Here is a 14,174-nt window from a genome sequence, read left to right on the forward strand (position 1 = left end):
TATTGATAAATAACACCTGAGGCCGTCTGAAAATTTTTCAGACGGCCTCAGGTGTATCAAAACTCAACATTCCTTTATAGTGGCTATATAGTGAATAAAGGAGCGCATGATGAAATATCCAAGTGTTTTGTTACTTTGCTTTATTGCGTTGCCCGTATCCGCACAAACCTACCAAACCCACAATCCCTTTGCCAGTGAAACGCTTACCATTAAGCAGCCTGAATTTATAATTGACACGGTTGGTGCGTCTGGCAACTTATGTTATTTGGAAGGGCAGATTAAAAACAATACTTGGCAGGATGGTGACGGCTGCCGCATACATTTTCGTTCCGCCCGGAACAGCATATCGATAGCGATTCCCGAAAAAGCAAAAGCCGCCTGCTCAACTTATTGCGGGCATAATACTTTTTTCGATAAAACGTATTACAGGCTGCCCATTGCCTGCACAAAGCAAGCTGCTGCGCAAACAGAACAGCGTTTTCAGACGGCCTACCGCAAGAAACATTTTCAATCAGCCATCCGTATCAAGCAAACTTATCTTGAACAATGCGGTGAATTTATGCACCTTGTCGACAGAATGCGCACCCGTAACGATTTGGCAGTCAGCTATAAAAATGCCGGCAATCCCGCTGCCTGCCGCCGCGTTTTGCAGCCATTAACAGAATATATGGATAACAAAGAATTTCAGCCTTCTTATATTTATCGCGATGAGTATGAGCGGGAGTTAAAGCATGCCCGCTTTAACCGCGCTGCTTGTAAGTAGCCTCTTGTTTGAAATATTGATGTTTTTCGATTGGAGGTTGTTGATTTGAGTATTCAAACCAAATACATGCCGGCAAAACCGGCTAGTAATACGACTAACCACACCGGCACTTTCCAAAACATCAATGCGCAAAAAGCAAGCAAGGCCAAAGCAAAATCCATAGGGGTATGAACTGCGCTGACCCAAACAGGTTGGTACAAAGCAGCCAGCAGCAAGCCCACTACTGCGGCATTTACCCCGGCCAAAGCTGCTCGTGATTTTGGTTGTTTGCTCAAACTGTTCCAAAAAGGCAGTAATCCGAACACCAGTAAAAAAGAAGGAATGAAAATAGAAACCAAAGCCACCATGCCGCCTTGCAGGCCGTTTGCTGCCGTGCCGAGGAAAGCGGCAAAGGTAAATAGCGGCCCGGGCACGGCTTGTGCTGCGCCATAACCGGCAAGAAACATGTCGTTGCTTAACCAAAGCGGCACGGTTTGCGCCTGTAATAGCGGCAGCACGACATGCCCGCCGCCAAATACCAGCGAGCCGGTTTTGAACAGTGCCGTTGCCAAGCCCCAAAGGGAATGGCCGTCTGAAAACAGCAGCGATGCTGCCAATAAACTAATAAATACCAACAACCACAACCAAGCCGCTCGATGACTTAAAGCAAAAGGCAATGTTTGCTGCCGGGGTTCGGAAGTTTCCTGCAACGTCATCCATCCCACTAAACCTGCCAATAACATCACGCTGATTTGCGCCGCAATATGTGGCAGGAGCAATACGGTGATGCAACTTACCGCCATCAGGGTAACGGTAACTACATTTTTACAGAATACCTTGCCCATGCCCCAGACAGCCTGTGCGACCACGGCTACGGCCACGATTTTCAAGTCGTGTGTGATACCTTTGAGAGCCTCTCCATCCTGCCAATATGGCAAACCCCAGGCAAATGCGCCTAACAATAAAGCCGAAGGTAAAGTGAAGCCTAACCATGCCAACAGCGCGCCAAGATAGCCGCCGCGTATCAGCCCCACTGCCAAACCGACCTGACTGCTGGCAGGGCCGGGAATAAATTGACACATTGCCACCAAAGATGCGTATTGCGATTCGCTCAACCAAGCACGCTTTTCCACAAATGCCTGTCTGAAATAGCCCAAATGCGTTGCCGGGCCGCCGAATGATGTGCAGCCTAAATACAGAAAAATCAGAAAAAGCCGGAAGTAGGCTGTTTTATGTGAATAGCTGTTTTGGATTTGATGGTTCATATCAGTGTCTTTATCTTTTTCTGCTTATTGATTATATAGCTAGAGCCGTGAACTCTTTGCTTCGTTTCGCGTAACCTGTTACAGCTTGCCGCCTTGGGCTATAATCGGCTTTATTTTTCCGCTGGAAAGAACCGTAAAAATGTCCGATTTCCGTCAAGATTTCCTGAAATTCGCCTTAGCGCAAAACGTTTTGAAGTTCGGCGAATTCACCACCAAAGCAGGCCGTCAGTCGCCTTATTTTTTTAATGCCGGTTTGTTTAACGACGGCGCGTCCACTTTGGCGTTGGCCAAATTCTATGCGCAGGCGATTATCGAGAGCAAAGTCGAATTCGATATGCTGTTCGGCCCTGCTTACAAAGGCATTATTTTGGCGGCGGCCACTGCCATGATGCTGGCTGAAAAGGGCGTGAACGTGCCGTTTGCCTATAACCGCAAAGAAGCGAAAGACCACGGCGAGGGCGGCGTGTTGGTGGGCGCGCCGCTCAAAGGCCGCGTGTTGATTATCGACGACGTGATTTCGGCCGGCACGTCGGTGCGCGAATCGGTTAAGCTGATTGAGGCGGAAGGCGCAACCCCCGCCGCGGTTGCCATCGCGCTCGACCGTATGGAAAAAGGCACGGGCGAAAAGTCGGCCGTGCAGGAAGTGGAGCAGCAATACGGCCTGCCGGTGGTGGCGATTGCCAACCTGAAAGACTTGCTGGCTCTGCTGGAAAACAATGCCGAATTTGGTGCTTATCTGGAGCCGGTGCGCGCTTACCGCGAGCGTTACGGCGTGGCTTAAGAAAGTGTAAAGAAAACCGCCGGTGCAGATGGTTGCCGGCGGTTTTTTGTATGGTGGTTATCAAAATTTGGTGAAGCGGCAAGGCTTGTAATGGTGTTGCCTTGTGGTTGATTTTGGCTTGAGGCCGTCTGAAAAACAGATTCAGATGGCCTTATTTTTCAGCTTTACTCAGGGTAAGGCCGGTAAAGCCGAACATCAGTGTGAGGAGTAAACACAGGTAGCAGAAAAAGGCGTAAGGCAGGTAATCAAGCACAGGCACGCCTAAGACGTTGCTGATAAATACGCCGCACACGCTCCACGGCACGAGCGGGTTGATCACTGTGCCGGCATCTTCAACCGTGCGTGCGATGTTGCGCGGGTGTAAGCCGAGGCGTTCGTAAACGGGTTTGAATGTGTTTCCGGCCAGCAGCAGGCTGAGGTATTGTTCGCCGATTAAGACGTTCACGCTCAAAGAAGTGGCGGCAACGGAGAAAGTGGCGCGGCCGGCATTGACGAGTAAATGACTGATGCCGGACAACAAAGCAGGCAAGATGCCTAAGGTGTTGAGCAGGCCGCCGAGGCTGAGGGCGAGAATCACGATGGTTTGGGTGAAAAACATGCTGTTGATGCCGCCGCGGGAAACGAGTTTGCCCACTTCGCCCAAATCCAAGCCTTCAGCCGGTTTGTAGCCGCCGAAGAAATAGCCGCCAAGCTCGCCGATGCTCGGGCTGCTGTGTATGTAGGTAATGATCAGTGAGACGATGATGGTGGTGATGATGGCGTAAATGGCGTTAACTTTTTTCAGTACCAAGGCGAGTAAAACGGCGAAGGGCAGCAGGGTATAGGCGTGAATCAGCCCGGTGTTTTCAAGTTGGGTACGGAAGTTTTGTACGCCCGATAAGTCCGCTTGGGCGATGTCGCCGGAGAGCATCCACAGAATAGCGGCGGTGAGAACCCATGCGGGCACGGTGGTAAACATCATATTGCGGATGTGTTCGAATAAGTCGATGCCGACAATAGAAGCGGCGATGCTGGTGGTGTCGGAAAGCGGCGACATTTTATCGCCGAAAAATGCTCCCGATACTACTGCGCCGGCCACGATGGCGGGATTGGCGCCGAATGCGCTGCCCATGCCGATAAAGGCGACGCCCAGCGTGGCGCAAGTGGTTAAGCTGCTGCCGATGGAGATGCCGACAATCGAAGTCAGCACAAATACGGAAAGATAAAAAATGTCGGGTGAAATCAGGTCAAAGCCGTAATACATCAAGGTAGGAATGGAGCCAGACATCATCATGGCCGATACCAGTAAGCCGATGAAGAAAAACAGATAAATAGCGCCAATGCCCGACATCACGCCCGAAGCCATGCCTTCCTGCATGTCTTTAAACGACAGCCCTTTCAATTTGCCCATGGCCAACAGTCCGCACAATACCAAAATCACAGACAGATGCGGTACCCATTCAAAGCCAATCATGGTAATGCCCATGGTTGCGACAACCAGGGCGGAGACGGGTAGGGCTTCGCGCGGCCGGATGGTTAATAAAGGTTCTTTCATGAAGATTTTCTCCTGTGGGCTGTTGTCGGCTAAGGCTCTGAATAAAATGAGGTTGAGGCGCACAACCGTTTTTTCAGACGGCCTTCAAATGAGATGGACAACACCATGCCGAATTGAAAGACGGCAGCCTGAACTTAAACGGAAATGTGCCAAATTTTACTGTACCGATTTGTTGGGAAAGCTTGAGTTTTCTTTGCTACCGGTTACGAAAATATCGGCAAGATTATTTAGGTAACAATTTAACAAATGTGCCGAAAATAGGGAAGATGCACGGAAAGTTTCTTTGCATGAACCAACTTGCATCAGATAGGCGGTTGAAATTTAAGTGTTATCGGTATCGGCTTTGAGGCGGAATTGAAATCTTATGTAAAAAATGCTTTGTGCATGAATGCAAGTTTGTTGTGAAGAAGCGCAAAAGCTGCTGAATAGATTAAAGAAAATTAATAAAACTTTTAAAATGTGCGAGCTTAGATATTATGTGCTTCACATATCTTATCAAAAAACATCTATAAATTATGCTAAATTAGACCGACAATGTTTGAAACATGTATTAAACAGGGAATACAAAATGTTGAAGCCTATCGCACTGTTTACCGCTTTATCGGCGGCCGTATTGCCCGTTTCTGCGGAAACGCTCCATTACAATGTTGTCGAATTTTCCGAAAGCGCCAGTATCGAAGTGTTGCGTGACACTGCAACCGCCCGCCTGCGTGTGCATGAAGAAGGTAAAAACCAAGAAGAAGTGAGTGCGAACTTTATTAAAAAGCTCAATCACGTTACCCGTAAGGCAACATCAAACGAGTTTAAAACCGAATTACTGCACCGCAGCGCTTCTCCCCGCTACGAGTTTTCCGATAAAGGTAAGCGTACCCAAACCGGCTGGGAAGAGCAAGCCGTGTTGCAGGTGGAAAGTAAAAACTTCGAAGCCGTTAACAAGCTGGTTGCAGACACGCGCGGTGAAGCCAATTTAGAGAGCCTGACGTTCCGCGTATCCAAGCAGAGCCGTGAAGATACGGTAGATGAGGTGAGCAAGGCTGCGTTGAAGCGTTTTAGAGACCGTGCCGCGTCGCTGACCAAAAACATGGGGTTCCGCAATTACAAAATCGTGCGTTTGGATTTCGGGCAAATCGGCAACCGTTCGGTCGGCGCCGCACCTGCCATGATGCGCGCGAAAGCGATGGATGCCGAAGCGGCGCATGTTCCTGAGCAGACCACGCCGGGAACAGAAGAAATCAGCATCACGGTGCGCGGTACGATTCAAATGTAACGCGGTTGAAAGATTTCAGACGGCCTTTCTGATTCGGCAGGAAGGCCGTCTGAAAATAAGTTTGAAATAAGTTTTAAGTCGAGATAAACACAACACTTTTAGGAGTAGATATGAAATCAAAATTTGCATTACGAGGCAGCGCTTTATTGTGTGCGGCGGTTTTGGCGGTTTCGGGTTGTACTTCGGTGGCGGATTTTGCCGGTTACGACAGTGCGACTTTGAATGAAGGTGCGGCTAAAAACTATGCGCAGGTAATGAATGAGGCGCGCAGCCAAAAGGCATTGGATACGTCTTCCAAAACCGCGCGCCGCGTTCAGGCCGTGTTTAACCGCTTGAAACCGCATGCGGAAAAAGCCAACCAAACCGGCGTGCCGTTTAAATGGGAAATGAGCGTGATCCGCTCCAACGAATTGAATGCTTGGGCGATGCCGGGCGGTAAAATGGCCATGTACACCGGCTTGGTTGAGCGTTTGAAATTAAATGACGACGAAATCGCGGCGGTAGTCGGCCACGAGATGACGCATGCTTTATTGGAACACAGCAAAAAAGCCATCGGTCAACAAGTGCTGACCAATATTGCGGTTGGCGTAGGCGGCTCGGTATTGGCGGCCAAAACCGGTGTGAGCAGCGATACGGTGAATCTGTCTTCCGCTTTGTTGAGCGAATATGGCGTGAACATGCCTTTCTCGCGCAGCCAAGAGCGAGAGGCTGATGCAGGCGGTGTGCGTTTGATGGCCGAGGCGGGGTACAATCCGCAAGCGGCTATTACCGTATGGGAAAAAATGGAAAAAGAAGGCGGTCATAACCATGGCGCGTTGGCGACTTTGGCTTCTACCCACCCTTCCAATAAAGACCGTATGGAAGCTATCCGCAAAATGTTGCCGGAAGTGATGCCTATTTACGAGCGCAACAAACGCCGCCGCTAATAGTTTGTCAAGTCTAATTGGCTGTTTGCTGATATGTAAAATAGGCCGTCTGAAAATTCAGACGGCCTCTTTTGTATGCCCTTACCAAATACGGTTGCCAATGGATTCCAAAAGAGCGGAGGTTTCCGAACGCAGGCTGCGGCTGAGCAGTTTTCTGAAGTTGTCTTCCTGAGTGTAATCGATCAATACGGGGGCTTTGATCACATTGCGCGATACGCTGTAGATGCTGCCGTGGCCGTCAATCAGGCCGATTTTTTTGGCTTCGTTGCCGGTATAGATTCTGCCGCTGAATACGTCGGGGTTTTCTTTGTCTTTCAAGCGGCTGCCTCTGCCGAGTTTGACGGCTTTGATAAATTCTTGATGAATGTCGGCCAGCATGTTCTCCCAAATTTTGGCTTGTTCGGGCGTTTCCGGTGTGAAGGGGTCGCCCATGCCTTTGTTGCTGCCGGCGGTTTTCAGACGGCGTTTAACACCCAGTTTGTCCATTAAGCCGGTGAGGTCGAATCCGCCGCCGATCACGCCGATGCTGCCGACTACGCTGGTGGGGTCGGCATAAATTTTATCGGCTGCCGAGGCGATGTAATAGCAGCCTGAGGCGCATACGTCTCCGGCCACCACATACAGCGGAATGTCTTTGTGCTCTGACTTCAAGCGACGGATTTCGTTGAAGGCAATATTGGATACCACAGGGGAGCCGCCGGGGCTGTTGGCGCTGATGATGATGCCTTTTACATTGGGGTTGCTGTAAGCCGCTTCGAGACTGTCGCGCAGCATGCCGACTTGATCTTCTTCATAATCGACACCGATGGCACCGTTGAGCGTAATTAGGGCGGTGTGTTCGCCGGATTTGGCGGTGAATTGAGCGGTATTGTCTGAATCGCTGCATGAATGAACGGCGATCGATAAAAAGATTAACGTCCAAACGGCACGCCAAATATTGCGCCAAAAACGGGTACGCCGCTGCTCTTGGTAAGAGGCCAGCAAGGCATCGCGCATCACATTGCGTTCCCAATTTCCTTCAGCATTGTTTTGGGGCGGGGGATTGTCGGGAGAAGTTTGGTTTTCTTGAGGAATGCGGTATTGCATGTTGAAAGCTTTCTAAAATAAACCGCTGCTATTTTAGGCTAATTGAGGCCGTCTGAAAACTTGGCTTTCAGACGGCCTCTGTGGGGCTTGCTGGAATATAAGTTATTTAGACCCGTTGTGAATGTTGCGGATGGAAACGCTGTGCAGGTTTTTGCCCTCCGGGTAATGAGAAGAGGCTTTATGGAGCGGAGAAGGGGTTAAGGTCTGCAAACCGTCGTATACCGGCGCAGGCCGAGACATCGGCGTTTTTGATCCGGTGTCGATAGTCGGAAGGGAGCTGCCTGAAATTTCGGGAAAATTAACCGTGCTGTAAAAACTGCCGTTAATCTGCGTAGTGTTGATGTGGTACATCCGGTAGGCATGAAACAACTTAGGATCAGGAGGTGTCGGCTTTTTCCAAAACTCGGCCAAGCATCCTTGAAAGGTAATGCCCGAAATATCGTAGTTTGCACGCCCCAACACTTTTACCGGCATATTGTGGATCAGTGCCGAAAGGCCGCTGGTGCTATTGAGCGTGACCATGCCGATGCCGTGGCGCAAAAATACGGGTAACGGGGCGTCATGAACATAAAAAATACGCTCTTCCAGCTTGGGATGGCTGCGGATAAACCGGTTAATGGTTTTTCGGTAATCGGTAAATCCCCTGTCCATAGGGTGATGTTTGACAATCAGGTTGACGTCGTCGGGTGCGTGCGTGGCGAAAGAAGACAATACATGCAGCAAAAAATTTTGAACCGAAGAAAAGTCGCTGTGGACGCGTACCTGGCTGTCGTTAAATACTTGCAGCGGCAGAATATAAAATTTGCCGTACTTGCCGTCTTTGATTTCTTGGCTGAATTTGCGGTCTTTAAACATATAGGCCGCACGTTTTATACCGGAAATCATCCATGAACGGATATAGTTCGGGATACTGTTGGAGCGGTGGTGGATGTAGTGGGGGTAGAATTTGCGCTTGGTTCCCGAGGCCCAGTAATAGCGGACGGCGCATTTGGCCATAGGCATAAAGCCGCCTTTTACAGCAGGTGGCGACCGGTAAGTTTGTTGGGCGAGAGTAGGTAATTTGCTTTCGAAGAAAGACGCTTCCCGGGGCAGGGGCGAGAAAGCATTGACGCCGTTTTGCTCTAAAGTAACGTAAAAAGGGCGGAAATAGCCTTCTTCAAAAACCCAAAAGCTGAGTCCGAGCTTCTCCGCCACTTGTTTGGCGGCGACATGGTAAGGGCGCGTATCGCCAAAACATACTACGGCATCGATTTGGTTTTCGGCGGCAAAGCCGGCTAAAAAGCCGGGGAATGCTTGATAAGTATCGCGGTAGGCAAAGGTATTGTGGATATTTTGTGGGTAATAAACTTCGTCGCCGTGATTAAAATTGAGTTTAAACACGGTTTTACGGTGAGCCAAACGCAGCCAATCCCCAAAGTTTTTAAAGAAAGGGCCGATGGGACCTTGCAATAATAAAATTCGCTGGTTTTGGAAAATCAAATTTTCCAAATTGCTTTTGGTGTCGATGATTCCCATAATGATAGTTTATTCATTTTTTATAAAATATATATAACTATAACACTTGTTTTATTTAAATAGTGAATAAATTTGCTTGAATTTCCCCCATTGTTTGCTAAGAAGATGTTGGGGCAGCAAATTACGGTGTTGTAACTTTGTTTTCTGCATACTCAAAATGCTGATGGCGGTTGTGACGTCGGTGCGGTGTTTGGTTTCTGGGTCGACGTAGTCGGGGTAGTGTATCAACGTACCGGCAACCAATTCCCACAATGCCAACTTCCGTGTGCGGCGCGGAAGGTTGAGATGATCGTGAGTCAGCCCCCAGCCGGCATAAAACGGCAGGCCGTAGCAATGTACGGTTTTACCGCGCAATAAGGCCTCGAATCCGGACAGGGAAGTCATGGTATGCACTTCGCCGGCATACTTTAAGCAAGTGATGATGTCGCAATCGGTAACGGTTTGGTCGGCATAGCGTGATGCTTCTTCCGGCGGAATGGCGCCGACACGGTTGCCGCTCACAACATCGGGGTGGGGTTTGTAGATGATGTAGGCATCGGGATTCAGCCCGCGTACTTTTTTCAATAAACCCAAGTTAGTGCGGATTTCGGGTGAGCCGTAGCGGATGGAAGCATCGTCTTCTACCTGACCGGGAACCAGCAGCACTTTGCGGGAAGTGTCGGGAATGTTGAGCCGGCCTTTACCGACGTTATATTTGCTGATTTCAGACTCGGTTAATGCACGTTGCAGATAGGAGGCCGTCTGAAAATCTTTTTGGGAAAAGGTTTGATTTTGCAGGATATGTTCCAAACGCGAAAGGGTGTTCGGGTTGAAATAGATACCCATATCGTCGGTAACCAGCGACAGGGGCGGCACGAGATTGGAGCCTAAACCGACGGAACGGACAAAGCCGTCTTCCATACGCAGCAGGGGCAGGTTGTGTTGGCGGGCGAAAGCGGCCACATCTTCATTGTCTACACCCCATGCCAAAATTTTCGCATCGGCGGGCAATGTGAGTGATTTGAGTTTGCCGAACGATGAAATGAAATGCGGTCGGCAGGAGGGTACGTTTAAAAAGGGTTTGACTACCGCACGTTTCCAAAAAGTCATGCCGAGGCAGTAAAGATTGCCGCGGAGTTTCTCGTTTAGGCGGCGGGCCGAAGCTAGATAGTCGATAACGTCGAACAATGTACCGGTATCGCCGGTATTCGGATTGACATAGCGGCTGTATTGGAAATAGGCGGCGGCAAAAAGCCGGATCATGTTGCGGTTTGCCCGCCGGTTTTGCGCATACAGTTCGTGTACGGCGGGATGGCGGTCGTCGGAAATGCCCCAGCCAGCATACCAGGGCAGGCCGAAGGTTACGACGGGTTTTTCCATCATCATGGCTTCAAAACCCATTTGCGAGGTTACGCAATAAACTTTGTCTGCCTGCTCTAATAATGAAATGGGATTGATGTCTTCCGCCAGCACACGGACGTTGCCGGCCTGCAGGGAAATATCGGTTAAATAACCGCGCTTTTTACCGCTTAGTACGTCGGGGTGGGTTTTTACCCAGATTTCCGCATCGGGGTTTTCGGATAAGGCCGTCTGAAACATATGCTTGAAGGTGTTTTCATCGGCACTGCCGTATTTGACGGCCATATCGCCAGCGGTTTGATCAATCACCAAGACGGTCTTTTTTTCAGACGGCCTTCGGGGATTCGGATTGGCGGGATATTCTGGTGCGTGGTTGTATTTGGACAGTTTGTTGTCAAGAATAAGCTTGATGGCTTTTTCTGCATCGTCCAATATTTCAGACGGCATGGTATCTGCATTGAGAATCAGCTGTTCCAAACGCGAAGGGCGGGTGGTGTCGTAATAAATACCGGTATCGTCGAAGACTACGGAATAGGGCGGCCAGCCTTCTACGCCCAAGCCCAGTGAACGCAGAAAGCCGTCTTCCAAAGCGATAAAAGGAAGGTGGTGTTTGGCGGCGTAGTCGCGGGCTTTTTTGTTGGTGGGCAGCAAGCCCCAATCCACTATGGACTCTGCCTTCGCCTTGTCTTTGGTGACGGCAAGTTCGGGCAAAAAGGCTGTAAGATAGGGCAGCTTGCGCACGCCTTGGGCGCGGATGCCTTTAGTGAAAATAAACGCTGTGTTCACTTTGCAATATCCGTTTGAAACGCTGATCAAAATTATTCATAGCCGTTGGGGTTGAGGGATTGCTTGTTTCTGATGTTTTGAAAATCTGGTTACCAATTAACGGTAAATGTTTTTTGCTTCCCAGACTTCGGTGGAACAGTTACAAGATGATTATTCGGCAAATAATTTTTTAATATTCGGTAAGTTTGTTTTTGCAGTACAAAACATCTTCGGGGTTAACCGTTAAGCTTTGTGGCGCAGTAAATTGCCGAGCACCGCTGTATTGATTCGAAACATAAGGAATAAGCTTGTTTTGTATACATTCCAAATGCCAGCTTCTCCATGATTCCCAATAATTCAGACGGCCTGCCGATATGCCTTGGGCGTTGTAGCCGGTATCCGGAGCGGTCATCAGCGAATCGGAGCGGTGTGCGCCGAATGTTAATGGTTTGTTGACCGACAATACGGCGCGTTTCCCGAAAGCCAGTTTGATGCGCTCTAAAAATTCACTGTCCGCTCCAGTGCGCACCCAATCCCATGAACCTATGCGGGAAATGACGGCTTCTTTGCGGAAAAGCGGTGAGGCCGGATTGAGACGGGTTAAAGGGTAGATGAGTCTTGCATAATAACGGCCGTCATCCTGAATGCGTACCCAGCGGGAGGTGGTGCAGACCAGATTCGGATTGTCCAGTAGGGGCTGTATTTGATACTCAATTTTTCGCGGATGAGCCCAGTCGTCGGAATCTTGGCAGGTAACAAACTCGCCTTCGGCATATTGAAGGCCAATGTTTTTTGCGGCAAACGTGCCGATGTTGAGAGGCAGTTTGAGATAGCGTACACGCGAATCTTTCTGCATCCAGCCGATGATGACTTCGCTTGTCGCATCGCTGCTTGCGTCGTCAATGACAATAATCTCCAAATTCCGGTAGGTTTGTTTCAATAAGGATTCTATAGCTGCATTGATTCTTTTCTCGCTTTGGTAGGCGGTTACCAAAATGCTGACCAGCGGGCCGGTTGCCGTGTGCTGGCAGGGGCAATCCAGATTCATTACGTTTGGAGGAATGTTGTCATTCTTTAGGTATACGGGCTCTAAACTGTAATGGTTCAGGTATTGGTTTGTATCGGTCAATTGTTTTTGCGTTGTTGCGGCTGTGTTGGCTGCCAGCAGATACAGCTCGGGATGATGGGCTGCTTGTCCTTCTTGGATAGCTGCGGAAGTAAATTTCTCAGCCCGCTCGTGTTTGCCGATACGGGCAAGCAGGTACGGGTATAATTTTGATGCCGAAGGATTGCCGGTCCGCTCCAAGAGGGTCAAAGCATGGGCGGGCAGGAAAGGAGCGAAAATACCGGCATAAATATGGCTGCTTTTTGTGCCGGAATTGCTTTGGTTGATGAAAACTTGAGCCAATTCTTCCGCCTCTTTAATACGGCCGCACCCGACCATCGAAGCAATGTAAGCGGCTTGTGCCAAACGGTTTTTAACCGGATACGGCTGTCGGGTTGCGTGTCGGTGCATGCCCAGCTTGTGATGCACGTAACACAACCATTCCGGTTGGTGTTTATACCGCTCTGCGTGTGACGATATTTTCAGAAAATCTTTTGTCTGAATTAAATATCGCAAATAAATGTACAGCAAACCATTCAGCATTGCTTTTACCTTGCCAGTTTGTATGGTGCTTCAAGCATCTGTGCCCGATAAATCGCGGCTGTACACTTTATCTAAAACGTCATTCAGATCGTCGGTGATCCGATTGGCGACAATGACATCGGCCTGTTGCTTGAATTGCGCTAAATCGTTCATGACCGGAGAATGGAAGAAATGGCTCTCTTGCAGTACGGGTTCGTAAACAATGACATGGATACCTTTGGCTTTTAAGCGTTTCATGATGCCTTGAATCGAAGATGCACGGAAATTATCGGATCCGGCTTTCATCACCAAGCGGTAGATGCCGACCGTTTGAGGTTTTCTGCGCAGAATGTCTTCTGCGATAAAGTCTTTGCGCGTACTGTTGGCTGCAACAATCGCCTGAATCATGTTTTGAGGCACATTTTGATAGTTGGCGAGCAGTTGCTTGGTATCTTTGGGCAGGCAGTAACCTCCGTAGCCGAAACTCGGATTGTTGTAATGTTTGCCGATACGGGAATCCAAGCATACGCCGTCAATGATTTGCCGGGTATCCAAGCCGTGTATTGCCGCGTAAGTATCCAATTCATTGAAGTAAGCAACGCGCATGGCCAGATAGGTGTTGGCAAACAATTTAATGGCCTCTGCTTCTGTGCTGTTGGTTAACAGTATGGGCGCATCCGGTTTCAATGAAGCATCACGCAGCAGTTCGGCGAATTTTTTTGCTTTTTCAGAATGTTCTCCCACAATAATCCGGCTCGGATGAAGGTTGTCGTATAGGGCTTTGCCTTCCCTTAAGAATTCGGGTGAAAAAATAATGTTTTCCACATTTAATTCTTGTTTTAACCGCTCTGTAAATCCGACCGGTACGGTAGATTTTATGATGATGACAGCATCCGGATTCATGGAAACAGCGTCGCACGCTACCGATTCCACTGACGCGGTATTGAAATAATTGCTGACAGGGTCGTAATCTGTAGGGGTGGAAATGATGATGTAATCAGCCCCGGAATAAGCTTGTTCTTTATCTGTTGTGGCACGGAAATTTAAAGGTTTTTCGGCCAAATAATGCTCGATTTCGGCATCGACAATAGGAGATATTTTACGGTTGAGCAGGCCGACTTTTTCTTCATTGACGTCTAAGGCGACCACTTCGTTATGTTGTGCCAAAAGAACTGCATTAGATAATCCGACGTATCCCGAACCGACGATAGTTATTTTCATTGTTTTCCCTTTATATAAAGCAGAGGCACTTACTAAAACCTTTAGGCCGTCTGAAAATTAAGTTAGGAGTTTCCTTATGGATTAAGGTATATGGAAGTTAAAAAATC

General features: G+C 49.0%; 11 protein-coding genes. 4 read left to right on the forward strand and 7 right to left on the reverse strand.

Features of this window, described 5'->3' with window-relative positions:
• Positions 1–106: 106 nt before the first annotated feature.
• A complete protein-coding gene (locus LVJ85_RS01635) occupies positions 107–763 on the forward strand; it encodes a hypothetical protein (RefSeq protein WP_244740893.1) in 657 nt (218 codons plus the stop codon).
• A 53-nt stretch (positions 764–816) separates the two neighbouring features.
• Here the strand turns inward: LVJ85_RS01635 and chrA are convergent, their stop codons facing one another.
• A complete protein-coding gene (gene chrA, locus LVJ85_RS01640) occupies positions 817–1,995 on the reverse strand; it encodes a chromate efflux transporter (RefSeq protein ID WP_370686946.1) in 1,179 nt (392 codons plus the stop codon).
• A gap of 151 nt (positions 1,996–2,146) precedes the next feature.
• Here chrA and pyrE point away from each other — a divergent pair, with 151 nt between their 5' ends.
• Entirely contained in the window at positions 2,147–2,788 is a 642-nt protein-coding gene (pyrE, locus tag LVJ85_RS01645) for an orotate phosphoribosyltransferase (RefSeq protein ID WP_244740899.1), read from the forward strand.
• 151 nt (positions 2,789–2,939) lie between these two features.
• Here pyrE and nhaC read toward each other — a convergent pair whose 3' ends face one another.
• A complete protein-coding gene (gene nhaC / locus LVJ85_RS01650; protein ID WP_244740902.1) occupies positions 2,940–4,322 on the reverse strand; it encodes a Na+/H+ antiporter NhaC in 1,383 nt (460 codons plus the stop codon).
• Between the two features lie 568 nt (positions 4,323–4,890).
• Between nhaC and LVJ85_RS01655 the strand changes: the two genes are divergently transcribed.
• Positions 4,891–5,589 (forward strand): SIMPL domain-containing protein, encoded by a 699-nt coding sequence (locus LVJ85_RS01655; RefSeq protein WP_244740904.1) that lies wholly within the window; start codon positions 4,891–4,893, stop codon positions 5,587–5,589.
• Between the two features lie 110 nt (positions 5,590–5,699).
• Positions 5,700–6,515, forward strand: coding sequence for a M48 family metallopeptidase (locus LVJ85_RS01660; protein WP_085363476.1), 816 nt, complete (start codon positions 5,700–5,702; stop codon positions 6,513–6,515).
• Between the two features lie 81 nt (positions 6,516–6,596).
• Here the strand turns inward: LVJ85_RS01660 and LVJ85_RS01665 are convergent, their stop codons facing one another.
• From LVJ85_RS01665 to LVJ85_RS01685, 5 genes are all read right to left on the reverse strand, one after another.
• Positions 6,597–7,601, reverse strand: coding sequence for a S49 family peptidase (locus LVJ85_RS01665; RefSeq protein WP_244740906.1), 1,005 nt, complete (start codon positions 7,599–7,601; stop codon positions 6,597–6,599).
• 102 nt (positions 7,602–7,703) lie between these two features.
• Positions 7,704–9,116 carry a capsule biosynthesis protein gene (locus LVJ85_RS01670; protein ID WP_244740909.1) on the reverse strand — a complete coding sequence of 471 codons (1,413 nt, stop codon included), beginning with the start codon at positions 9,114–9,116 and terminating at the stop codon, positions 7,704–7,706.
• A 51-nt stretch (positions 9,117–9,167) separates the two neighbouring features.
• Positions 9,168–11,240 carry a capsular polysaccharide biosynthesis protein gene (locus LVJ85_RS01675; protein WP_244740913.1) on the reverse strand — a complete coding sequence of 691 codons (2,073 nt, stop codon included), beginning with the start codon at positions 11,238–11,240 and terminating at the stop codon, positions 9,168–9,170.
• A gap of 169 nt (positions 11,241–11,409) precedes the next feature.
• Positions 11,410–12,735, reverse strand: a complete 1,326-nt coding sequence (locus tag LVJ85_RS01680) for a glycosyltransferase family 2 protein (RefSeq protein WP_244740916.1) — start codon at positions 12,733–12,735, stop codon at positions 11,410–11,412.
• 162 nt (positions 12,736–12,897) lie between these two features.
• On the reverse strand, positions 12,898–14,067 hold the full coding sequence (locus LVJ85_RS01685; RefSeq protein ID WP_244740918.1) for a nucleotide sugar dehydrogenase: 1,170 nt from the start codon (positions 14,065–14,067) through the stop codon (positions 12,898–12,900).
• Positions 14,068–14,174: the final 107 nt, after the last annotated feature.

This window comes from Neisseria sp. Dent CA1/247 (assembly GCF_022870825.1).
Classification (GTDB): domain Bacteria; phylum Pseudomonadota; class Gammaproteobacteria; order Burkholderiales; family Neisseriaceae; genus Neisseria; species Neisseria zoodegmatis.